This is a genomic window from Rathayibacter sp. AY1D2 (genome assembly GCF_002932695.1).
Taxonomy (GTDB): Bacteria; Actinomycetota; Actinomycetes; order Actinomycetales; family Microbacteriaceae; genus Rathayibacter.
In genome coordinates, this window is sequence record NZ_PSVX01000009.1 from 12,118 (window position 1) to 34,018 (window position 21,901).

Genomic DNA, 21,901 nt, shown 5'->3' on the forward strand with positions numbered 1-21,901 from the left:
ACCCGCGGGGGTGCTACGGGTGGACGACGACGCCCTTGCCGACGACGGTGATGCCCGACTCGGTGACGGTGAACCCGCGCTCGCGATCGCGGTCGTGGTCCACGCCGACTCGAGCACCGGGCTCGACGACGACGTCCTTGTCGAGGATAGCGCGGACGACCAGCGCGTCCGGGCCGATGCGGACCTTGTCGAAGACCACCGAGTCGGTGACCGTCGCGTTCGACTCGATGACCGTCCAGGGCCCGACGACGCTGCGCTCGATGTGCGCGCCCGAGATCACGGTGCCGAGCGAGACGACCGAGTCGACCGTCGATCCCATGTTGCCCTTGCCGTCGCGGACGATCTTGGCCGGAGGGGAGTTCAGCTGCGACGAGAAGATCGGCCACTGCTGGTTGTAGAGGTTGAAGACCGGCAGCGCCGAGATGAGGTCCTGGTGGGCCTCGAAGAAGGAGTCGATGGTGCCGACGTCCCGCCAGTAGTAGCGGTCGCGGTCGGTCGAGCCGGGGACGTCGTTGAGCTTGAGGTCGTAGACGCCGGCCTCGCCGCGCGCGACGAAGTCGGGGATGATGTCGCCGCCCATGTCGTGGTCCGACGTGGAGGACTCGCCGTCGCGGATGACCGCGTCGATCAGGGCGTCCGCGTCGAAGACGTAGTTGCCCATCGAGGCGAGGACCTCGTGCGGGGAGTCGGCCAGGCCGACGGCGTCCTTGGGCTTCTCGAGGAACTCGGAGATCATCGTCGGGACGATGCCGTCGCCCGCCTCGTCACCGGCGAGCTGGATGACGCCGAACTGGTCCGCGAGCTCGATCGGCTGGCGGATGGCCGCGACGGTCGCCTTCGCACCGGACGTGATGTGCGCGTCGATCATCTGCGAGAAGTCCATGCGGTAGACGTGGTCGGCGCCGACCACGACGACGATGTCGGGCTTCTCGTCGCGGATCAGGTTGAGGCTCTGCAGGATCGCGTCGGCCGAGCCGCTGAACCAGCGCTTGCCCAGGCGCTGCTGCGCGGGGACCGAGGCGACGTAGGAGTTCAGGAGCCCGGAGAGGCGCCAGGTCTGCGAGACGTGGCGGTCGAGCGAGTGCGACTTGTACTGCGTCAGCACGACGATCTGGGTGAGACCGGAGTTGATCAGGTTGGACAGCGCGAAGTCGATCAGCCGGTACTGCCCGCCGAACGGCACCGCGGGCTTGGCCCGGTCCGCCGTGAGGGGCATGAGGCGCTTTCCCTCGCCGCCGGCGAGGACGATGCCGAAGATCTTCTTTGACTGCATGGCACCACAGTAGGGGCTCGGGCCTCCCCGTGGACCCCGGCTGTCGCCGGGGGAGCGCCCTGTACTACGGTTCGGGGGTGCGAGTCGATCTGCTGACCAAGGAATACCCGCCCGAGGTGTACGGGGGAGCCGGTGTCCACGTGGCCGAGCTCACCAAGGCGCTGCGCAGCGACCTGGAGGTCGTGGTGCGCTGCTTCGGCGCGCCGCGCGAGGAGGAGGGCACGTTCGCGTACTCCGTCCCCGCGGAGCTCGCCGAGGCGAACGGCGCGCTGCAGACCCTCGGGGTCGACCTGCAGATCGCGCAGGACGCGGCGGGGGCCGACCTGGTCCACTCCCACACCTGGTACGCCAACGCCGCGGGGCGTCTCGCCCAGCTCCTGCACGGCATCCCGCACGTGGTCTCGGCGCACAGTCTCGAGCCGCTGCGTCCGTGGAAGGCCGAGCAGCTCGGCGGCGGCTACCGCGTCTCGAGCTGGATCGAGCGGGAGGCGTACGAGAACGCCGACGCCGTGATCGCGGTGTCCGGCGGCATGCGCGAGGACATCCTCCGCTCCTACCCGGCCCTGGACCCGGCGAAGGTCCACGTGGTCTACAACGGCATCGACCTCGACGCCTGGCACCCGGTCGAGGACGAGGCCGTCCTCGCCGAGCTGGGCATCGACCCCTCGCGCCCCTCCGTGGTCTTCGTCGGCCGCATCACCCGGCAGAAGGGCCTGCCCTACCTGCTCCGCGCCGCGGCGACCCTGCCTCCCGAGGTGCAGCTCGTGCTCTGCGCGGGCGCCCCCGACACCCCCGAGATCATGGCCGAGGTCACCTCCCTCGTCCGCAGCCTCCAGGAGGAGCGCACCGGCGTCGTCTGGATCGACCGGCACCTGCCGCGCCACCAGCTCTCCGCGGTCCTGACGAACGCGACCACGTTCGTCTGCCCCTCGATCTACGAGCCCCTCGGCATCGTCAACCTCGAGGCGATGGCCTGCGGTGCGGCGGTCGTCGGGACGGCGACCGGCGGCATCCCGGAGGTCGTCGACGACGGCGTGACCGGCCGTCTCGTCCCGATCGAGCAGGTCACCGACGGCACCGGCACCCCCGTGGACCCGGAGCGCTACGTCGCCGACCTGGCCGCCGCCCTCGCCGAGGTCGTCGCCGACCCGGAGACGGCGAAGCGGATGGGCGCCGCGGGCCGCGAGCGCGCGCAGAGCCACTTCAGCTGGACGCAGATCGCGCGGGACACCCGCGCGATCTACGACTCGCTCGTCTGAGCCTCCCGGCCGCCTCCTTTAGAATGGCTCCCATGCCCAGCGTTGTCTCGTTCGTCGATGTGTCCTTCGTCCGGAACGGCAAGCGGATCCTCGACCACGTGTCGTGGGACGTGGCCGAGGACGAGCGCTGGGTGATCCTCGGCCCCAACGGGGCGGGCAAGACCTCGATCCTGCAGATCGCCGCCGCGCAGAACTACCCCTCGACCGGTGCCGCGCACCTGCTCGAGGAGACCCTCGGCCGCGTCGACGTGTTCGAGCTGCGCCCGCGCATCGGCTACGCCTCGACCGCGATGGCCCGCCGCCTCCCGGCCGGCGAGACCGTGCTCGACGTCGTGATGACCGCCGCCTACGCCGTCACCGGCCGCTGGAACGAGGGCTACGACGCGATCGACGAGCGCCGCGCCCGCCGCGTGCTGTCCGAGTGGAAGCTCGAGCACCTCGCCGAGCGCACCTTCGGGACGCTCTCGGACGGCGAGCAGAAGCGCGTCCAGATCGCCCGCGCGATCATGACCGACCCCGAGCTGCTCCTGCTCGACGAGCCGGCCGCGAGCCTCGACCTCGGCGCCCGCGAGGAGCTCGTCCAGCTGCTGGGCGGCTTCGCGAAGGACCCGGCGTCGCCCGCGATCGTGATGGTGACCCACCACGTCGAGGAGATCCCCGACGGCTTCACCCACGCCCTGCTCCTCCGCGACGGAGCGGTGGTGGCGGCGGGCCCGTTGGCCGAGTCCCTGACCGAGGCGACGCTCGCCGAGACCTTCGGGCTCGACATCGCTCTCACCCGCGAGAACGGGCGCTTCTCGGCCCGCGCCCGCGGCTGACCCCGGCTCCGGGGTCCGGGCGCGGCGCGACTTCTGCGCGCGCTGCCGGTCTGGTATTCTCGGTAGCTGGTTCGGGCCCGTTCGCGGTGCGCCCGCCCTCATCCACCCGTTCCCGTCGACGACAGGTGCGGTTCAGGACCATCGACGACAGGACACGACCATGAAGACCGACATCCACCCCGAGTACTCCGCGATCGTCTTCCGCGACCTCGCGTCCGGTGAGACCTTCCTCACCCGCTCGACCGCGAAGAGCAGCAAGACGATCGAGCTCGACGGCGTGACCTACCCCGTCATCGACGTCGAGATCTCCTCCGCCTCGCACCCGTTCTACACGGGCAAGCAGCGCATCATGGACTCGGCCGGCCGCGTCGAGAAGTTCAACAGCCGCTACAAGAACTTCGGCAAGTAGCACTCCTCGAAGGGCCCTCGACCTCACGGTCGGGGGCCCTTCGTCGTTCCCGCGGGGCGGTCCTCAGTAGCGGTAGAAGCCCTCTCCGGTGGCCGTTCCGAGGCGGCCGCGATCGAGGTACTCCGTCTTCAGGTGGGCGGCGAAGGCCTGGGAGGCCTCGTCCGGGGCCGCGGCGGCGATGTTGTAGGCGGTCCGCAGACCGACGACGTCGAAGATCTGGAAGGGTCCGAGCGGGGCGCCGGTGCCGATCCTCCAGGTCTTGTCGATGGTCTCGTGGTCGGCGTAACCGCCCATGAGCAGCCCTGACGCGGCGTTGAGGAGCGGCACCAGCAGCGAGTTCAGGACGTAGCCGGCCTTCTCCTTCTGCAGCCTGATGGGCTCGAGGCCGCTGGAGACGGCGAACTCCACGACGGCGTCGACCACGGCGGGGTCCGTGTCCGCCGTCCCCATGATCTCGGCCGTGTTCTGCGCCCAGACGTGGTTGGCGTAGTGCAACGCGAGGAACCGGTCGGGTCGGCCGGTCGAGGCCTTCAGGTCGCTGGGGAGCAGCGTGGACGAGTTGGTCGCGAAGACTGTGCGCTCGGGAGCGAGCGCACCCAGGCGGCCGTACAGCTCCTGCTTCAGGCCCAGATCCTCGGGGACGGCCTCGATCACGAGGTCGGCGTCGGCGACAGCCTCCGCGAGGTCGGAGGTGAGGCGGAGGGAGTCGAGCGCCTCCTGCGGTCCGCCGGCGACGCCGCCGGGCACCGACTCGTAGACGCCCGCGAGACCGCGGAGCCGCTCGCGCGTCGACTCGAGGACGTCGTCGGAGAGGTCGTAGACGGTGACGGCGAAGCCGTGGAAGGCCGACTGGAAGGCGATCTGGGAGCCGAGCACTCCGCTGCCGAGGACGGTGACCGTGCGGATCGTGGGCATGACTTCTCCTTGCGAGAGGGGGGGAGGGGGAACACGTGCTCACCCGATCCCACAGCGCCGCGGTCCGCGGAGCGAGGGCTTGCGCCGACGGGCGGGCCGTGGCCGTCGGGGAGCCGGCGCGGTAGCGTCCCGGCATGGTGTCCTTCGCCGACAAGCCGATCCTGCCGTTCACGACTCCTGAAGAGTGGGACGCCTACCTCCGCGGCGAGCCCGACCCGGACGGAGTCCGGCTGAAGCTGCGGAAGAAGGCCGCCGTCGATCCGGGGATCACCTACGCCGAGGCGCTCGACATCGCGCTCTGCCACGGCTGGATCGACGGTCAGGCGGGAGCCTTAGACGAGCAGTTCAAGCTCCAGGCCTTCACCCCGCGGCGTCGCGCGAGCCCGTGGTCCAAGGTCAATCGCGATCACGTCGCACGGCTGCTGGCGGAGGGCCGGATGCTGCCGGGCGGGCTGGCCGAGGTCGAGCGGGCACGCGCCGACGGGCGCTGGGACGCGGCCTACCGGCAGCGCGATGCGGAGGTGCCGGACGACTTCCAGCGGGCGCTCGACGCGGATCCGCAGGCCCTGGCCTTCTTCGCGACCGTCGGCGGGCAGAAGCGCTTCGCGTTCCTCTTCCGCCTCTCGCAGCTGAAGCGGGCGGCGACGCGGGAGCGGCGGATCGCGGAGTACGTGGCGCTCCTGCGCGAGGGGCGCACGCTGACCTGAGGGGTCAGTGGCGGACCGGCCAGCCCCCGTCGGCGACGAAGGACTCGTCGCGGACGCGGCGCATGTACTCCTGGAAGGACTCGGCCTGGGTGCGGCACCAGTCGACCTGGAGCGCGTGCAGGGCCTCCGCGCCGACTCCGAGCTCGTCGGCGAAGGCGCGGCCCAGCGCCTGGGCGACGCGACCCGCCGCGATCGCGTCCGCGCCCGCGTCGTGCGCCTCGGTGAGGGCGACGCCGTAGTGCTCGGCGGCGAGGGTCAGGGTGCGCTTGCCCTTGCGGTAGCGGTCCACCGCCTTGTCGATCACGAGCGGATCGACGACGGGGCTCGGGTCGAGCAGCACGGGCACGCCCCAGCGGCGCGCCTCGTGGGCGAGGAGCGAGAGGTCGTAGGGGGCGTTGTAGACGACGACCGGGATGCCGCGGGCGAGGAGCGAGCGCAGCGCCTCGGAGATCTCGGCCACGACCTCGCCCGCGGGGCGGCCGTGCGCGCGGGCGTGCTCGGTGCTGATCCCGTGGACGGCGGAGGCGCCCGCCGGGATCTCCACGCCGGGATCGGCCAGCCAGGTCGTGCCCTCGATCGGCTCGCCCGCCGCGTCGATCACGCCGACGTGCGCGGTGACGATGCGGCTCGTGCGGACGTCGATGCCGGTGGTCTCGAGGTCGAACACGGCCAGCAGGTCGAACCAGCGCGCCCCCTCGGAGGGGACGAGCGCCTGCTCGGCGTCGTCGAACAGCATCGGCTCGGTCTGCGTCTCGGTCGTTCCGGTGGTGCTCACGCCGACAGCCTAAAGGGGGCCTCCGACATCGGCCGGAGGCCCCTCGGCGTGCTGCCGGGTCAGCGGGCCTCGTGCGCCTTGGCGACGTGGAGCCAGAAGAAGCCCTGCGTGCCGAGTGTCATCGTCAGCGTGCCGTCGTCCGAGAATCCGGGGAAGCGGCCGCCGCCGAACAGGTCGCTGAGCGTCGATCCGGGGTTCTCCGGGTCCGTGATCGTGACCGAGACCGGGTTGTGGTTGAAGCTGAAGACGCAGAGCACCTCCTCGGGCTGGTCGCCCATCTCGGAGCCCGAGCCGGCGTAGTCCCGCACGAAGGCGAGCACCGACTCGTGGTCCGTCTCCAGGACGCGCATCGACCCGAGGCCGAACGCCGGGTGGCCGCGGCGCACGTGCAGGACGTTCCGCATCCAGTGCAGCAGGGAGCGGGACTGCGCCAGCTGCGCCTCCACGTTGACCTGGTTGTAGTGGTAGACGAGCGACTGGACGATCGGCTGCACGAGCTTGCCGGGGTCGGCTGCCGAGAAGCCGGCGTTGCGGTCGGGCGTCCACTGCATCGGCGTGCGCGACGCGTCGCGGTCGTTGAGCCAGATGTTGTCGCCCATGCCGATCTCGTCGCCGTAGTACAGGAACGGGCTGCCGGCGAGGGAGAAGAGCAGGGCGTTGATCAGCTCGAGCTCGGCGCGCGAGTTGTCCAGCAGCGGCGCGAGCCTGCGGCGGATGCCGATGTTCGAGCGCATCCGCGGGTCGTAGGCGTACCAGCCGTACATGGCCTGGCGGTACTCCTCGGACACCATCTCGAGCGTGAGCTCGTCGTGGTTGCGGAGGAACACGCCCCAGGCGGCGCCGCTGGGGATGTCGAACGTCTCGGAGAGCACCTTCTTCAGCTCGTTCGCCGTCTGCGCGCGGAGGGAGTAGAAGATGCGCGGCATGACCGGGAAGTCGAACGCCATGTGGCACTCGGGCTCCTCCTCCGTGCCGAAGAACGCGGCGACCTCCCGCGGCCACTGGTTCGCCTCGGCGATCAGGATGCGGCCGGGGTAGTCGCGGTCGACCATGGTGCGGAGGTTCTTGATGAACTCGTGGGTGGGCGGCTCGCCCTCTCCGTTGCCCTCGTCGGACTCGTAGAGGTAGGGGATCGCGTCGAGCCGGATGCCGTCGACGCCGAGGTCGAGCCAGAACTTGACCACGTCGTGGATCGCCTCGTGCACGGCGGGGTTCTCGAAGTTGAGGTCCGGCTGGTGGGAGAAGAAGCGGTGGAAGTAGAACTGGCGGCGCTCGGCGTCGAAGGCCCAGTTCGAGTCCTCGGTGTCGACGAAGATGATGCGGATGTCCGGCCACTTGTCGTCGGTGTCGTTCCAGACGTAGAAGTCGCCGTAGGGCCCCTCGGGGTCGGAGCGGGACTGCTGGAACCACTCGTGCTGGTCGCTGGTGTGGTTGAGCGGGAAGTCCATCACGATGCGCATGTTGCGCTCGTGGGCCTTCCGGACGAGGTCGCGGAAGTCCTCCATCGTGCCGAACTCGGGGAGGATCGCCTTGAAGTCGGAGACGTCGTAGCCGCCGTCGCGCAGAGGCGACATGTAGAACGGCGGGAGCCAGAGGGCGTCGATCCCGAGCCACTGCAGGTAGTCGAGCTTGGAGGCGAGCCCGTTGATGTCGCCGGCGCCGTCGCCGTTGGAGTCGTAGTACGACCGGATCATCACCTCGTAGAACACCGCCCGGCGGTACCACTGGGGGTCGAGGGCGAGTCCGGGGAGTTGGATCGGCGACGTGAAGCTCACGGTGCTCCTTCTGCTGCTGCCTGAGCGGATGACCGTCTCGCGAGACGGGTGGGCGGTGCGCCGTGTTGCGAGCGCGTGATCATGCTCCCGGCTCGGATCGAGGCCACGCAAGGCGTTGCGGCCAGATCTTCGACGGGCTTTCCCTACGATAAGGAACGCGATGACCACTCCCTCCCCTTACGCCTCCGATCTCGGCCGTGTCCCCGTCCGCGAGGCCGCGGTGGACGTCGCCGGATCCCGCACCGCCTACTGGACCTACGGCGCTCCGGACGCCTCGACCGTCCTCGTGCTGGTGCACGGGTTCCGCGGCGAGCACCACGGCCTCGAGCCCGTCGTCGCCCGTCTGCTCGCCGGGGGAGCGGACGTGCGGGTCGTCGCTCCCGACCTGCCCGGCTTCGGCGCCTCGACACCGATGACGCGCCTGCCGCACGACGTGGACGGCTACGCCTCCTGGCTCGGCTCCTTCCTCGACGCGCTGGGGCTCCGCGGCGAGGCGGCCGTCCTCGGCCACTCCTTCGGCTCGATCGTCGCGGCCGCGGCCGTCGCCGACGGGCTGCCCGCTCCGCTCCTGGTGCTGGTCAACCCGATCGGCGCGCCCGCCCTGCAGGGTCCGCGCGGAGTCCTGACCAGGCTCGCCGTCCTCTACTACCGGCTCGGCGCGCTCCTGCCGGGGCCCCTCGGACGCCGCCTGCTCAGCGACCCGCTGATCGTGCGGGTGATGAGCCTGGCGATGGTGAAGACGAAGGAGCCGGCGCTGCGACGCTTCGTGCACGACCAGCACGACCGGTACTTCAGCGCCTTCGCCTCCCGCGACACGGTCCTCGAGGCGTTCCGCGCCTCCGTCTCGCACGACGTCGGCGAGTACGCCTCCCGGATAAGGGTGCCGACGCAGCTGATCGCCGCGGCGCAGGACGACATCACTCCGCTCCCGGCGCAGTACCGCCTGCTCGAGAGGCTGCCGCACGCCCGCCTGCACGTCATCGACGGAGTCGGCCACCTGATCCACTACGAGACGCCGGACGAGGCCGCCGCCGTGCTGCGGGCGGCCCTCGAGGAGGGGATCGACCGATGAGGATCGTCGTCGACTGCCGGTACACCCGGCTCGAGCGGCACGACGGGATCAGCCGCTACACCGCGGAGCTCGTCCGCGAGCTCGCGAAGCTGCACGACGTGACCATGCTGATCAGCGACCGCCGCCAGCTCGCGATGCTCCCGTCGCTCCCGTGGGAGCGCGTGACCGGGCCGACCAGCCCGTTCGAGCCGTTCGTCGCGCTGCTGGTGAACCGGCTGCGGCCCGACGTGGTCTTCTCGCCGATGCAGACCATGGGCTCGCTCGGCCGCCGCTACCGGCTCGTCCTGACCGTGCACGACCTCATCTACTACCGCCACCGCACTCCGCCGCGCGACCTGGCCGCTCCCGTGCGCGCGCTCTGGCGGCTCTACCACCTCGCCTGGTGGCCGCAGCGGAGGCTCCTCCAGCGCGCCGATGCGGTCGTCACCGTCTCGGAGACAACCCGCGACCTGATCCGCTCCCACCGCCTCACCACCCGGCCGGTGGTCGTCGTCCCGAACGCGGCGACCGAGCCCGACGAGGCGAGCGCCGCTCTGGCGGGATCGCTGCCCGACCGGTCGGCCGCGCGCTCGCTCGTCTACATGGGCTCGTTCATGCCCTACAAGAACGTCGAGACGCTCGCGCGCGCGATGCGGCTGCTGCCCGACTACGAGCTGCACCTGATGAGCCGGGCGAGCGACGAGACCGTCGAGACGCTCCGGGCCCTGGCGCCGACCGCGAAGCTGGTGTTCCACCAGGGGGCGCCGGACGCGGAGTACCGTGCGGTGCTCGCGCGGGCGACCGCTCTCGTGACGGCGAGCAGGGACGAGGGCTTCGGGATCCCGCTGGTCGAGGCGATGGCGCTCGGGACGCCGGTCGTGGTGAGCGACATCCCGATCTTCCGCGAGATCGCCCAGGACGCCGCCGTGTACGTCGACCCGTCGAGCGCGAAGGGCATCGCGGACGGCGTGCGGTCGCTCGAGGACGGCGCCGTGTGGCGGACGCACTCGGCCCGGGCGAGGGAGCGGGCCGCGGCCTTCTCCTGGCGCGACTCCGCCCGGGTGCTCTTCGGGCTCCTGCAGGACCTCGGCCGGCGCTGACGCGGTCCGGCGATCGGACCGCCTCCGGGAGGCGGGCCGTCAGGCTCCCGGGGCCGGGCTGAGCACGTCGTCGAGGTCGACGTCCGCCACGACCACGTCGCCGGAGTCGTCGACGCCGACGATGCGCAGTGCCCCGTCGACGATCGCGAAGTCGTGCCGGGAGCCGTTGCCGACCGAGACGCCGTGCACGGGGAGGTCCTCGCTGCTGAGCGCGCGGATCAGGCTGCCGATGACCGCACCGTGCGTGGCGACGACGACGGACGCGTCGGGGAAGCGCTCGGCCACCTCGAGCAGCGCGGCGGTCGCCCGCTCGACGACCTCGGCGCGGGTCTCGCAGCCGGGGATCGGCGCGCGCTCGATGCCTCCGGGGAAGCGCTCGGCGAGCTCGGGACCGGTCATCCCCTCCGCCTCGCCGTAGGCGCGCTCGGCCAGGCCCGGCACCGCCAGCGGCTCGTCGAGTCCGAGACCGCGCGCGATGATCGCTCCGGTGTCGAAGGCGCGCTGCAGCGGACTGGCGACCACCGCGTCGAAGCGCCGATCGGCGAGCAGCCGCGCCGCCGCCCGCGCCTGGGCGCGCCCGGTCGCGTTGAGCGGGATGTCGCTCCTGCCCTGGATGCGCCGGGCGGCGTTCCAGTCGGTCTGGCCGTGGCGGACGAGGGTGAGCTGGGTCACAGGGGCCTCTCGGGAGGTCGGGTGCGGAGCGGGCGGGAGCTCAGAGGGCGGCGGTGCGGCGCGCGGGCAGGCGCTCGGCGAGCTCGCGGAGCACCTCGCTGGTGCCGCCGTCGATCTTGATGCTCGCGCGCGAGTCGCCCTTGGTGGTGCCGCGGTTGACGATCACGATCGGCATCCGGGCGCGACGGGCGATCTCGAGGAAGCGGATGCCGGAGTTGACCACGAGCGACGAGCCGGCCACGAGCAGCGCGTCGGCGCCCGCGACGATGGCGCGCGCCTCCTCGAACCGCTCGGTCGGGATGAACTCGCCGAAGAAGACGATGTCCGGCTTCAGGATCCCGCCGCAGACCGTGCACTCAGGGACGGTCATCGCCGAGACGTCGTGGACCTCGGCGTCGCCGTCGGGGTTGAGGGAGGAGACGTCGGGGTCGTCGAGCCAGGGGTTGAGCGCCTCGATCCGCTCGGCCACCGCGTCGCGGGCGAAGTACTGGCCGCAGGTCATGCAGCGCACACGGTCCGCCGAGCCGTGCAGATCCACCACGCGGCGCGAGCCGGCTCGGACGTGCAGGCCGTCGACGTTCTGCGTGACGACGCCCGTGAGCAGGCCGCGCTCCTCGAGCCGGGCCAGGGCCCGGTGGCCGTCGTTGGGGCGCGTGCTGGTGAAGCGGCGCCAGCCGAGCTGGCTGCCGGCCCAGTACCGGCGGCGGTAGTCGGGATCGGCGACGAACTGGGAGTAGGTCATCGGGCTGCGCACCGGTGCCCCGGCTCCGCGGTAGTCGGGGATGCCCGAGTCGGTGCTCATGCCCGCGCCGGTGACGGCGGCGATGCGGCGCCCGCTGAGGAGTTCGACGGCCTGCTCGACCGCGAGCGCCTCGGGGCCCTCGGCGACCGGTGTCGGACTCGACTCCATCCGCGCCTCCTTCGAGGGCCGTTCGAGCGGCCCCTGGACGAGTTTAGTCCGCGCCGTGCCCTAGATTGCCGGGATGCCGATCGTGCACATCACCGACCTCGACCACCCGCTCCTCGCCGACTACCACCGCCTCACCGACGTGGCGCTGCGGCGGGTGCTGGAGCCGGAGGGCGGTCTGTACATCGCCGAGTCGGCCAAGGTGATCGAGCGGGCGCTCGACGCCGGGCACCGTCCCCGCTCGGTCCTGGTGCAGGAGAAGCGGCTGCCGGACGCGGCCGGGGTGCTCGAGCGTCACCCCGAGGTGCCGGTCTTCGTGGCGCCGGATCCGCTGATCGAGGAGCTGACCGGATTCCACCTCCACCGCGGAGCGCTCGCCTCGATGCACCGTCCGCCGCTGCGGCCGATGGCCGAGCTGCTGGAGGGCGCGCGCCTCGTCGTGATCCTGGAGGACCTGGTCGACCACACCAACGTCGGCGCCGTCTTCCGCGCCGCGGCCGGCATGGGCGCGGACGCGGTCCTCGTGACGCCGCGCTGCGCGGACCCCCTGTACCGGCGCAGCGTCCGGGTGAGCATGGGCACGGTCCTGCAGGTGCCGTGGACGCGCACCCCCGAGTGGGCACCGGCTCGCCGCGCTCTGGAGGAGGCCGGGTTCTCGGTCGCCGCGCTGGCGCTCGCTCCGGACGCGGTGCCGCTCGACGAGTACGCGGCGGCTCGCCCCGAGCGCGTCGCGATCGTCCTGGGCGCCGAGGGGGACGGGCTCAGCCGCGCGGCGCTGGACGCCTCGGACACCGTCGTCACCATCCCGATGCTGCACGGCGTCGACTCGCTCAACGTGGCCTCGGCGAGCGCCGTCGCACTGTGGGCGCTGACCCGCGGGCGCTGACCGCCGGGCTCCGGCGCTCGGCGGCCCGGCGGTGACCCGCCGCTGACGCTCGCGACGCGGGATCGGGGTCGGTGCCGCGCGTCACCCGCCTCGTCCGACGACGGGGCGGCGTCCGGGACGGGTGAGAGGCCCGCCCGTACGATGACGGGGTGACCTCCCCGACCCGATCCGACGACGCCCTCGACCTGTTCGGGGAGCCCGCCGCGCCGGAGCCGCGACCGCGTCGACGGCGCGGGGCGGTCGTCGCCGGTCTCGTCGCTGCGACCGTGCTGGTCGGTGGAGGCGGTGCCTACGCGACCAACGCGGCGACCGCGGAGCTGCCGACGGCGAGCGCCGTCGCGGTGGACCCCGTCTCGAGCACCGTCGACGCGCCCGCTCCGGCCTGGCCGGCCTACGGCTCCGGCGCCGTGGCGGCCGTGGGCATCGACGGGACGGAGGAGGACGGGCTGCTCGCCCGCTACGGCTCCACCGGAACCGTGCCGACGGGGAGCATCGCCAAGGTCGTCACCGCTCTCGTCGTCCTCGCGGCGAAGCCGATCGCGGAGGGGACGGACGGGGAGACCATCACCTTCACGAGCGCGGACGTGCAGTACTACAACGACACCCTGGCCGAGAACGGCTCGAACGCTCCGGTCACCGCGGGTCTGCAGCTGACCGAGCGGGAGGCGCTGACCGCCATGATGCTCCCGTCCGCGAACAACTACGCGAAGTCCCTCGCTATCTGGGCGTACGGCTCGGAGGACGCCTTCCTCGCCGCGGCGCGCGGCTGGCTCGACGGGCAGGGGCTCGAGCGGACCTCCCTCGCCGACACCAGCGGGCTCTCGCCGGCGACGGTCAGCACGACGGCCGAGATGGTGCGCCTGGGCGAGCTGCTGATCGCGGACCCGGTGCTCGCTCCGATCGTCGCGACGCCGACCGCGGTCATCCCGGGGGTCGGCGAGGTCGACAACACCAACTCGCTCCTCGGCCGCTCGGGAGTGGACGGTATCAAGACGGGGACGACCGACGAGGCGGGCTCGTGCCTGCTGTTCTCGCTCGACGCGACCGTCGAGGGCCGGCCGGTCACCCTCGTCGGCGTGGTGGTGGGCGCGCGCACGCACCCGCAGCTCGCCGCGGACGTGCTGACCCTCGTCCCGACCGTCGAGGCGGGCTTCCGGACCGTCCCGCTGACCGTCGAGGGGCAGGACTACGGCACCCTCACGAGCGCCTGGGGGGAGACGGCGACGGCCGAGACCGCGGAGGCGCGGTCCGTGCTGGTGTGGGGTGCGGTCTCGACGACGACCACGGTCGCCCTCGATCCGCTCGAGACCGTCGCCGACGGCGAGCGCGTGGGGACCGCGACCGTCGACGTCAACGGCACCCCGTACGAGCTTCCCCTCGTCGCCGACGGGTCGATCGAGGACCCGGGCTTCGCCTGGCGCCTCGGCCACCCGGCCGAGCTGTTCGGCTGAGCGCGGGGCGAGCCGCCGCCTCCCGGGAGCGGATCAGGCCAGGGGATCCGCGGCCCGGTCGTCGATGATCCGCACGCCCGCGGTCGCGATGTCCTCGGCGACCTCCTCCGGCGTCGCGTTGCCCGGCACGACCGAGCCCGGCTCCGAGGCCGCGGGATCGGTGCTCCAGCGCTCGGCGGAGGGCCGCTTGGCGGTGATGAAGTCGCCGGAGGACTGGTGGCGGACTCGGCGCAGCACCCACGGCACGAGGTACTCCCGCGCCCACTGGATGTCCTCCGTGCGGGCGGCACGCCAGGTGCGGGCGTGCAGCGGCTCCGGGGCGAGGGGGCGCAGGTCGTTCTCGACGTTCAGCGACTCGAGGACCATGCGCGCGACCTCGTGGTGGCCGTGCGGGTTGAGGTGCAGGCGGTCCGGCGCCCACATCCGCACGTCCTGGATCTCCTGGAGGGACCACTGGTCGGCGACGATGCAGTCGTACCGCTTGGCCAGCGCCCGCAGGTTCTCGTTGTAGATCGCGACCTTCCCGCGGATCCGCCCGAACACGGGGGAGAAGCCCACATCCACTCCGGTGAAGAGGACGACGGTCGCCCCGTCGGAGCGGAGCCGGGCGAGGCCCGACTCGAAGCGGGACGCGATGTCGTCGGGGTCGGTCCCCGGGCGGATGACGTCGTTCCCGCCCGCGGAGATGGTGATGAGGTCTGGGCGCAGCTCCAGGGCGGGCTCGACCTGCTCGTCGACGATCTGCTGCAGGAGGCGGCCGCGCACCGCCAGGTTGGCGTAGGCGAAGTCCTCGTTCTGGCTGCCCAGGACCTCCGCCACGCGGTCCGCCCAGCCGCGGTGCCCGCCGGGGCTGCCGGGCTCCGGATCGCCGATCCCCTCGGTGAAGGAGTCGCCCAGGGCGACGTAGCGGGACCACGGATGACGCTGCTCGACCATCCCTCCATCATGCTCCGCACCCGGCCGCCGGTGGCACGGCGCGACACGCCGTGCGCCTCCCGGCGGGCCGCGGAGACCGAGCCGCTGTCGGAGGCGTCGGCTAGATTCGGTCCACGTGAACAGTCCCTCGAGCTTCGGTCATCAGGTCGGCACCTCCGCCGCTGAGCACCTGTCCCCGTCGTTCCCGGGCAGGGCGCCGTGGGGTACCGCGAACAAGCTCCGCGCCTGGCAGGCGGAGGCGCTCGAGGCCTACTTCCAGCACGAGCCGCGCGACTTCCTGGCCGCCGCGACCCCGGGCGCGGGCAAGACCACCTTCGCGCTGCGGCTGGCCGCCGAGCTGCTGCACAACCGCACGGTCGACCGGATCACCGTGGTCGCGCCGACGGAGCACCTCAAGCGCCAGTGGGCCGAGGCCGCGCACCGCGTCGGCATCCGCCTGGACCCGACCTTCACCAACCGCATGGGCCGCCACGCCCGCCACTACCACGGCGTCGCCGTCACCTACGCGCAGGTCGCCGTCCGCGCCGAGCTCCACCGCGAGCTCACCCTGTCCGGGCGCACCCTCGTCATCCTCGACGAGGTGCACCACGCCGGCGACGCGCTCAGCTGGGGCGACGCGGTGCGCGAGGCCTTCGAGCCCGCCGTCCGCCGGCTCTCGCTGACCGGGACGCCGTTCCGCTCGGACACGGCAGCGATCCCGTTCGTCAGCTACCTGCCGGACGAGGAGGGCATCCGCACCTCGCTCACCGACTACGCCTACGGCTACGGCCGCGCGCTCGCGGACGGCGTCGTCCGGCCGGTGCTGTTCATGGTCTACGCCGGGCAGATGCGCTGGAAGTCGAAGGCCGGCGACGAGATGGAGGCGCGGCTCGGCGAGGGCAACACCAAGGACATCACCTCGCAGGCCTGGCGGACCGCGCTGGACCCGAAGGGCGACTGGATCCCCTCTGTCCTCCGCGCCGCGAACACCCGCCTCACCGAGGTGCGGCGCGCCGTGCCAGACGCCGGCGGCCTGGTCATCGCGACCGACCACTACACCGCGCGCGCCTACGCCGCGATGCTCCGCGAGATCAGCGGCGAGACCGTCACCGTCGTGCTCTCCGACGAGAAGGAGGCGAGCGACCGGATCGAGGAGTTCGCGAAGGACACCAGTCGCTGGATGGTCGCGGTCCGCATGGTCTCCGAGGGCGTCGACGTGCCGAGGCTCGCCGTCGGCGTCTACGCGACATCGGCGTCGACTCCTCTGTTCTTCGCCCAGGCGATCGGCCGCTTCGTGCGCGCGCGGCGCCGCGGCGAGACCGCCTCGGTGTTCCTCCCGAACGTGCCCGGCCTGCTCGCGCTGGCGGGCTCGATGGAGCTGCAGCGCGATCACGCCCTCGACCGCAGGACCTCCGACGACGAGGAGTACCCCGAGGCCGACCTGATGGCCGACGCCGAGCGCAGCGACAAGGCGTCCTCCGATCTCCTGGAGGAGGGCCGCTTCGAGTCGATCGGCTCGGCCGCCACCTTCGACCGCGTCGTCTACGAGGGCGCCGAGTTCGGGATGGAGGTCGAGGTCGAGAGCGAGGAGGAGCTCGACTTCATCGGCCTGCCGGGGCTCCTCGAGCCCGACCAGGTGCGGGAGCTGCTCCAGCACCGGCAGCAGCGGCAGGCCAAGCGCGCCGGCAGCCGCGCGGGCGCGGCGGCCCCGGCCGAGCCGGCGAGCGAGATCCCGGCGCCGCTCTACCGCACGCTCAAGGAGCAGCGCAGCCTGCTCAACTCCCTGGTCGGCCTGTGGGCACGGGGGACGGGCGAGTCGCACGGCCAGGTGCACACCGAGCTGCGCCGGCTCTGCGGCGGACCCGCGGTGGCGCAGGCGAGCGTGACCCAGCTGCAGGCGCGGATCGACCTCCTGCGGCGCAGGCTCGGCTCGCACTGATCGCGGTGCGGCGCCCCGGTCCGTGGCGACGTGGCCCTGACGACGGGGCCGATCGCTGCTCCCGCCCAGCCCGGCCGGCCCCTCCGCGTGCGCCGGACAGTCCCTCCGGCGCGTTCTAGCCGATGCACCCGGCGCGGCGCCAGCCCTCCCCGGCGGACCGGGCGCGACCGTACTGTTCGAGCGTGACCCACCGGAACGACCTGCCCGCTCACGCGCCCGCAGGACGAACCGGACGGCGGTTCCGGCCGCCGGTCGTGACCACCGGAGGAGGACCGCGCGATGAGCGCTGACCGTCAGGGGAATGCTCGAGACACGCTCGCTAAGCTGAGCAGTCGGTCCGTCGCGGAAGTGACGGACCATCACCCCCGACGTCGGGCATCCGCAGACCGCACATCGGCGTCTCCCGGACTGCCCGAGAACAATCCCCTGAGGAGTCTCGTGGAGACCTGGCCCGGAACCGCCTACCCGTTGGGCGCGACGTTCGACGGAAGCGGCACGAACTTCGCCCTGTTCAGTGAGATCGCCGAGCGCGTCGAGCTGTGCCTCTTCGAGGAGGACGGCACCGAGACGCGCGTCGAGATCCAGGAGTCGGACGCCTACGTCTGGCACTGCTACCTTCCGCAGGTCCAGCCGGGCCAGCGCTACGGCTTCCGCATCCACGGACCGTACGACCCCGATGCCGGCCACCGCTGCAACCCGAACAAGCTGCTGCTGGACCCCTACGCGAAGGCGATCTCGGGGGAGATCGACTGGGACCAGTCCCTCTTCTCGTACACCTTCGGCGACCCGGACTCGACGAACGACGAGGACTCGGCGCCGCACATGATGATGGGCGTCGTCATCAACCCCTTCTTCGACTGGGCCGGTGACCGCCGCCCGCGCACCTCCTACGACAGCACCGTGATCTACGAGGCGCACGTGAAGGGGCTCACCAAGACGCATCCCGACGTGCCGGAGGAGCTCCGCGGCACCTACGCCGGAGTCGCCCACCCCGCGGTGATCGACCACCTCAAGCACCTGGGCGTCTCGGCGATCGAGCTCATGCCCGTGCACCAGTTCGTGAACGATTCGACGCTGATGGACAAGGGCCTCTCGAACTACTGGGGCTACAACACGATCGGCTTCTTCGCTCCGCAGAACACCTACTCCTCCACGGGCGACCAGGGCCAGCAGGTCCAGGAGTTCAAGAGCATGGTGAAGGCGCTCCACGCTGCCGGCATCGAGGTCATCCTCGACGTGGTCTACAACCACACGGCGGAGGGCAACCACCTCGGCCCCACGCTGTCGTTCCGCGGCATCGACAACGAGGCGTACTACCGCCTCGTCGACGACGACAAGCGCTACTACATGGACTACACCGGCACCGGGAACACCCTGAACGTGCGCCACCCGCACTCGCTCCAGCTGATCATGGACTCGCTGCGCTACTGGGTGACGGAGATGCGCGTCGACGGCTTCCGCTTCGACCTCGCCTCGGCGCTGGCACGCGAGTTCTACGACGTCGACCGGCTCTCCACCTTCTTCGAGCTCGTCCAGCAGGACCCGGTGGTCTCGCAGGTGAAGCTGATCGCCGAGCCGTGGGACGTCGGGCCGGGCGGCTACCAGGTGGGCAACTTCCCGCCCCAGTGGACGGAGTGGAACGGCAAGTACCGCGACACGGTCCGCGACTTCTGGCGCGGCGAGCCGTCGACGCTGGGGGAGTTCGCCTCCCGCCTCACCGGCTCGGCCGACCTCTACGCGCACTCGGGCCGCTACCCGGTCGCCTCGATCAACTTCGTCACGGCGCACGACGGCTTCACCCTCCGGGACCTGGTCTCGTACAACGAGAAGCACAACGACGCCAACGGCGAGGACGGCAACGACGGGGAGTCGCACAACCGCTCCTGGAACCACGGCGTGGAGGGGCCCACGGACGACCCGCGGGTGCTCGCGCTCCGGGCACGCCAGCAGCGGAACTTCCTCGCGACGATGCTGATCTCCCAGGGCGTCCCGATGATCCTCCACGGCGACGAGCTGGGCCGGACCCAGAACGGCAACAACAACACCTACGCCCAGGACAGCGAGCTGACCTGGATCGACTGGGCGCACGCCGACCGGCCGCTGCTCGAGTTCACCGCGGCGCTCATCCGCCTGCGCGCCGAGCACCCGACCTTCCGCCGCATGCGCTTCTTCGACGGCCGCCCCGTCCTGCGCGGCGACGGCGAGCCCCTGCCCGACATCGTCTGGTTCACCGCCGCCGGCACCGAGATGTCCCCGTCCGACTGGGACTCCGGTCTCGGCCGATCGGTGGGCATCTACCTCAACGGCAACGGGATCCGCGAGCGCGACCAGCGCGGGCGCCCCGTCACCGACGACAGCTTCCTCCTGTACTTCAACGCCGACGACGTCGACGTCGAGTTCGCGATCCCGAGCGACGAGTACGCGCTCGAGTGGAGCGTCCTCGTCGACACCGCCGGCGCCGAGGCGGACTCGATCCCGCGTCCGGCGGGGGCGATGCTCACCGTCCAGGCGAAGTCGCTCGTCATCCTCCAGGAGCACAGCACCCCCGAGCCCGAGGTCGACCACTCGGTCGCCGCCTCGCTCGCGTCCCTGGCCGCCACCTCGGCCATCCCGATCGTCTCCTCGACCGGACCCACCAGCCCCCACGCCGAGTCGACCGACTCCGCGACCGCACCCTCGACAGGAGCCTGACGTGCGTCTGCCCGCCTCCACCTACCGCCTCCAGATCCGGTCGGCGTTCGACCTCGACGACGCCGCCCGCGTCGCCGACTACGTGCGCGCGCTCGGAGCGGACTGGCTGTACTTCTCGCCGCTGCTGAAGGCCGAGCCCGGCTCGGACCACGGCTACGACGTGGTGGACCACACCGAGGTCGATCCCGACCGCGGTGGCGCGGCCGGCCTGGCGAACGCCTCGGCCGCGGCGCGGGCGGAGGGCCTCGGCGTCCTCATCGACATCGTCCCCAACCACATGGGCGTCGCGACCCCGAGCGAGAACTCGTGGTGGTGGGACCTGCTGAGGAACGGGACGTCCTCCCGCTACGCCACCGCCTTCGACATCGACTGGGAGGCGGGGGGCGGGAAGTTGCGCGTGCCGATCCTCGGCGACGGTGCGAGCGAGGGAGACAGCGACAGCGAGCTCGACGCGCTCGAGGTCGTCGGCGACGAGCTGCACTACTACGAGAACCGGCTGCCGATCGCGCCCGGCACCGCCGAGCCCGGCGACTCCGGCCGCACGGTGCACGAGCGCCAGAGCTACGAGCTCGTGAACTGGCGCCGCGCCGACGCCGAGCTGAACTACCGCCGCTTCTTCGCGGTGAACACCCTCGCCGCCATCACGGTCGAGCGGCCCGAGGTGTTCGACGCCTCGCACGCCGAGATCGTCCGCTGGTTCACCGAGGGGCTCGCAGACGGCCTGCGCGTCGACCACCCGGACGGCCTGGCCGACCCGGGCGGATACCTCGACGACCTGGCCCGCGCGATCGGCGGCGCGCCGGTCTGGGTCGAGAAGATCCTCGAGGGCGACGAGGAGCTCCCGCCGCACTGGGCGACCGTCGGCACCACGGGCTACGACGCCCTGGCCGACGTCGACCGCATCCTGGTCGACCCCGACGCCCGCCCCGTGCTGGAGGGCCTCGACGCCGAGCTCACGGGGAAGGGCGCCCCGCTGCAGTGGGCCGACCTCATCCACGACACCAAGCGCGGCATCGCCGACGGCATCCTCCGCTCCGAGGTCCTGCGGCTGGCCCGCCTGATCCCCGGCATCGAGGGAGCGGACGACGCGCTGGCGGAGCTCCTGGCGACCTACCCGGTCTACCGCAGCTACCTCCCCTACGGAGCGGAGCACCTCGAGCACGCCCGCGTCGACGCCGTGCGCCGCCGCCCCGAGATCCGCGCGACCATCGACGAGGTCGCCGCGGCGCTCGGCGAGACCGGCACGCCGGTGTCCGTGCGCTTCCAGCAGACCTCCGGCATGGTGATGGCGAAGGGCGTCGAGGACACGGCGTTCTACCGCTTCAGCCGCCTCACCTCGCTGAACGAGGTCGGAGCGGACCCGGACGAGTTCGCGATCGACCTGGTCGAGTTCCACCGCCGCCAGGCCGTGCGCCAGGCCTCGTTCCCCGCCTCGCTCACCACGCTCTCGACCCACGACACGAAGCGCGGCGAGGACACCCGTGCCCGCATCACCGCACTGGCCGAGGACCCGGAGGCGTGGGCGGCGACGCTCCGCGAGCTCCACGCCCTCGTCGGCTTCGGCGACGGCCCGATCGAGCACCTGCTCTGGGAGGCCGTCGTGGGGACCTGGCCCGCGAGCCGCGAGCGCCTGCACGCCTACGCCGAGAAGGCGTCGCGCGAGGCCGACGACTCGACGCACTGGACCGCTCCTGACGAGCAGTTCGAGAAGCGGATGCACGCGGCGATAGACGCGGCGTTCGACGAGCCCGCCGTCCGCCGGCTGGTCGAGCAGACCGTCGAGCGGGTGTCGGCCGCCGGCTGGTCGAACGGCCTCGCCGCGAAGCTCGTGCAGATCACCGCCCCGGGCATCCCGGACGTCTACCAGGGCAGCGAGCTCTGGGAGACCTCCCTCGTCGACCCGGACAACCGCCGCGAGGTCGACTTCGGGCAGCGTCGAGCGCTGCTGGAGCGGATCGACGGCGGCTGGAAGCCCGCGATCGACGCCGAGGGAGCCGCGAAGCTCCTCGTCACCTCTCGCGCCCTCCGGCTCCGCCGCGACCGCCCCGAGCTGTTCACCCGCTACGCCGCCGTCCCCGCGATCGGGCCCGCCGCCGAGCACGCGATCGCTTTCGACCGCGGCGGCGCGCTGACCGTCGCGACCAGGCTCCCCGAGGGCCTCGCCGCTTCGGGCGGGTGGAACGGCACGGTCGTGGTCCTGCCCGGGCACCCGATGGAGGACGTCCTCACCGGCCGCACCTTCGCGGGAGGAGTGACTCCGGTCGCCGAGATCCTCGCCGACTACCCCGTGGCACTGCTCGCCCCGGTCTCCTGACCGGTTCCGCACCGCACCGCAGACCGATCCGACCCCTCCTGGAG

General features: G+C 71.9%; 18 protein-coding genes. 11 read left to right on the forward strand and 7 right to left on the reverse strand.

Annotation, left to right across the window (positions count from 1 at the left end; all coding sequences use genetic code 11):
- Positions 1-13: 13 nt before the first annotated feature.
- A complete protein-coding gene (locus C5D04_RS03650) occupies positions 14-1,273 on the reverse strand; it encodes a glucose-1-phosphate adenylyltransferase (protein WP_104221960.1) in 1,260 nt (419 codons plus the stop codon).
- A 77-nt stretch (positions 1,274-1,350) separates the two neighbouring features.
- Between C5D04_RS03650 and glgA the strand changes: the two genes are divergently transcribed.
- From glgA to C5D04_RS03665, 3 genes are all read left to right on the forward strand, one after another.
- Positions 1,351-2,532 carry a glycogen synthase gene (gene glgA / locus C5D04_RS03655; RefSeq protein ID WP_104225282.1) on the forward strand — a complete coding sequence of 394 codons (1,182 nt, stop codon included), beginning with the start codon at positions 1,351-1,353 and terminating at the stop codon, positions 2,530-2,532.
- Positions 2,533-2,564: 32 nt separating this feature from the next.
- Positions 2,565-3,350, forward strand: a complete 786-nt coding sequence (locus C5D04_RS03660) for an ABC transporter ATP-binding protein (RefSeq protein ID WP_104232626.1) — start codon at positions 2,565-2,567, stop codon at positions 3,348-3,350.
- A 160-nt stretch (positions 3,351-3,510) separates the two neighbouring features.
- Positions 3,511-3,759: a type B 50S ribosomal protein L31 gene (locus C5D04_RS03665; protein ID WP_068253003.1), complete on the forward strand. Its 249-nt coding sequence runs from the start codon at positions 3,511-3,513 to the stop codon at positions 3,757-3,759.
- 63 nt (positions 3,760-3,822) lie between these two features.
- Here C5D04_RS03665 and C5D04_RS03670 read toward each other — a convergent pair whose 3' ends face one another.
- On the reverse strand, positions 3,823-4,674 hold the full coding sequence (locus C5D04_RS03670; RefSeq protein ID WP_104347251.1) for a 3-hydroxyacyl-CoA dehydrogenase: 852 nt from the start codon (positions 4,672-4,674) through the stop codon (positions 3,823-3,825).
- Positions 4,675-4,808: 134 nt separating this feature from the next.
- On the opposite strand from C5D04_RS03670, the gene C5D04_RS03675 reads away from it, so the two are divergent.
- Positions 4,809-5,381, forward strand: a complete 573-nt coding sequence (locus C5D04_RS03675; RefSeq protein WP_104347252.1) for a YdeI family protein — start codon at positions 4,809-4,811, stop codon at positions 5,379-5,381.
- 4 nt (positions 5,382-5,385) lie between these two features.
- Here the strand turns inward: C5D04_RS03675 and C5D04_RS03680 are convergent, their stop codons facing one another.
- Entirely contained in the window at positions 5,386-6,117 is a 732-nt protein-coding gene (locus C5D04_RS03680; protein WP_104333695.1) for a 3'-5' exonuclease, read from the reverse strand.
- A 98-nt stretch (positions 6,118-6,215) separates the two neighbouring features.
- Positions 6,216-7,931 carry a maltose alpha-D-glucosyltransferase gene (gene treS / locus C5D04_RS03685; protein WP_104221970.1) on the reverse strand — a complete coding sequence of 572 codons (1,716 nt, stop codon included), beginning with the start codon at positions 7,929-7,931 and terminating at the stop codon, positions 6,216-6,218.
- 160 nt (positions 7,932-8,091) lie between these two features.
- On the opposite strand from treS, the gene C5D04_RS03690 reads away from it, so the two are divergent.
- Positions 8,092-9,003, forward strand: coding sequence for an alpha/beta fold hydrolase (locus tag C5D04_RS03690; RefSeq protein WP_104347253.1), 912 nt, complete (start codon positions 8,092-8,094; stop codon positions 9,001-9,003).
- Positions 9,000-10,082, forward strand: a complete 1,083-nt coding sequence (locus C5D04_RS03695; protein ID WP_104225279.1) for a glycosyltransferase family 1 protein — start codon at positions 9,000-9,002, stop codon at positions 10,080-10,082. The genes C5D04_RS03690 and C5D04_RS03695 overlap by 4 nt, the downstream gene beginning before the upstream one ends.
- Positions 10,083-10,121: 39 nt before the next feature.
- Here C5D04_RS03695 and C5D04_RS03700 read toward each other — a convergent pair whose 3' ends face one another.
- On the reverse strand, positions 10,122-10,754 hold the full coding sequence (locus C5D04_RS03700; RefSeq protein ID WP_104232621.1) for a histidine phosphatase family protein: 633 nt from the start codon (positions 10,752-10,754) through the stop codon (positions 10,122-10,124).
- A 40-nt stretch (positions 10,755-10,794) separates the two neighbouring features.
- Positions 10,795-11,664, reverse strand: coding sequence for a Sir2 family NAD-dependent protein deacetylase (locus C5D04_RS03705; RefSeq protein WP_104221978.1), 870 nt, complete (start codon positions 11,662-11,664; stop codon positions 10,795-10,797).
- A gap of 73 nt (positions 11,665-11,737) precedes the next feature.
- On the opposite strand from C5D04_RS03705, the gene C5D04_RS03710 reads away from it, so the two are divergent.
- Both C5D04_RS03710 and C5D04_RS03715 read left to right on the forward strand, forming a co-directional pair.
- On the forward strand, positions 11,738-12,547 hold the full coding sequence (locus tag C5D04_RS03710) for an RNA methyltransferase (RefSeq protein WP_104232619.1): 810 nt from the start codon (positions 11,738-11,740) through the stop codon (positions 12,545-12,547).
- 149 nt (positions 12,548-12,696) lie between these two features.
- Positions 12,697-13,998: a D-alanyl-D-alanine carboxypeptidase family protein gene (locus C5D04_RS03715; RefSeq protein WP_104283659.1), complete on the forward strand. Its 1,302-nt coding sequence runs from the start codon at positions 12,697-12,699 to the stop codon at positions 13,996-13,998.
- 33 nt (positions 13,999-14,031) lie between these two features.
- Here the strand turns inward: C5D04_RS03715 and C5D04_RS03720 are convergent, their stop codons facing one another.
- Positions 14,032-14,934, reverse strand: coding sequence for an SGNH/GDSL hydrolase family protein (locus tag C5D04_RS03720; RefSeq protein ID WP_104262936.1), 903 nt, complete (start codon positions 14,932-14,934; stop codon positions 14,032-14,034).
- A gap of 115 nt (positions 14,935-15,049) precedes the next feature.
- On the opposite strand from C5D04_RS03720, the gene C5D04_RS03725 reads away from it, so the two are divergent.
- From C5D04_RS03725 to treY, 3 genes are all read left to right on the forward strand, one after another.
- Positions 15,050-16,852, forward strand: coding sequence for a DEAD/DEAH box helicase (locus C5D04_RS03725; RefSeq protein ID WP_104237466.1), 1,803 nt, complete (start codon positions 15,050-15,052; stop codon positions 16,850-16,852).
- Positions 16,853-17,290: 438 nt separating this feature from the next.
- The gene (gene glgX / locus C5D04_RS03730) at positions 17,291-19,543 is read left to right on the forward strand and encodes a glycogen debranching protein GlgX (protein ID WP_104237465.1); all 2,253 of its coding nucleotides are present in this window, start codon (positions 17,291-17,293) and stop codon (positions 19,541-19,543) included.
- Position 19,544: 1 nt separating this feature from the next.
- The gene (treY, locus tag C5D04_RS03735; protein WP_104347254.1) at positions 19,545-21,857 is read left to right on the forward strand and encodes a malto-oligosyltrehalose synthase; all 2,313 of its coding nucleotides are present in this window, start codon (positions 19,545-19,547) and stop codon (positions 21,855-21,857) included.
- The last annotated feature ends 44 nt before the right edge of the window (positions 21,858-21,901 follow it).

What these genes read in the sequence shown, in the direction of transcription:
- C5D04_RS03695 (WP_104225279.1), top strand. Translation starts at nt 9,000, where the DNA reads ATGAGGATCGTCGTCGACTGCCGGTACACCCGGCTCGAGCGGCACGAC.
- C5D04_RS03660 (WP_104232626.1), top strand. Translation starts at nt 2,565, where the DNA reads ATGCCCAGCGTTGTCTCGTTCGTCGATGTGTCCTTCGTCCGGAACGGC.
- C5D04_RS03665 (WP_068253003.1), top strand. Translation starts at nt 3,511, where the DNA reads ATGAAGACCGACATCCACCCCGAGTACTCCGCGATCGTCTTCCGCGAC.
- C5D04_RS03675 (WP_104347252.1), top strand. Translation starts at nt 4,809, where the DNA reads ATGGTGTCCTTCGCCGACAAGCCGATCCTGCCGTTCACGACTCCTGAA.
- C5D04_RS03720 (WP_104262936.1), bottom strand. Translation starts at nt 14,934, where the DNA reads ATGGTCGAGCAGCGTCATCCGTGGTCCCGCTACGTCGCCCTGGGCGAC.
- C5D04_RS03710 (WP_104232619.1), top strand. Translation starts at nt 11,738, where the DNA reads ATGCCGATCGTGCACATCACCGACCTCGACCACCCGCTCCTCGCCGAC.
- C5D04_RS03680 (WP_104333695.1), bottom strand. Translation starts at nt 6,117, where the DNA reads ATGCTGTTCGACGACGCCGAGCAGGCGCTCGTCCCCTCCGAGGGGGCG.
- C5D04_RS03705 (WP_104221978.1), bottom strand. Translation starts at nt 11,664, where the DNA reads ATGGAGTCGAGTCCGACACCGGTCGCCGAGGGCCCCGAGGCGCTCGCG.
- C5D04_RS03670 (WP_104347251.1), bottom strand. Translation starts at nt 4,674, where the DNA reads ATGCCCACGATCCGCACGGTCACCGTCCTCGGCAGCGGAGTGCTCGGC.
- C5D04_RS03650 (WP_104221960.1), bottom strand. Translation starts at nt 1,273, where the DNA reads ATGCAGTCAAAGAAGATCTTCGGCATCGTCCTCGCCGGCGGCGAGGGA.
- C5D04_RS03690 (WP_104347253.1), top strand. Translation starts at nt 8,092, where the DNA reads ATGACCACTCCCTCCCCTTACGCCTCCGATCTCGGCCGTGTCCCCGTC.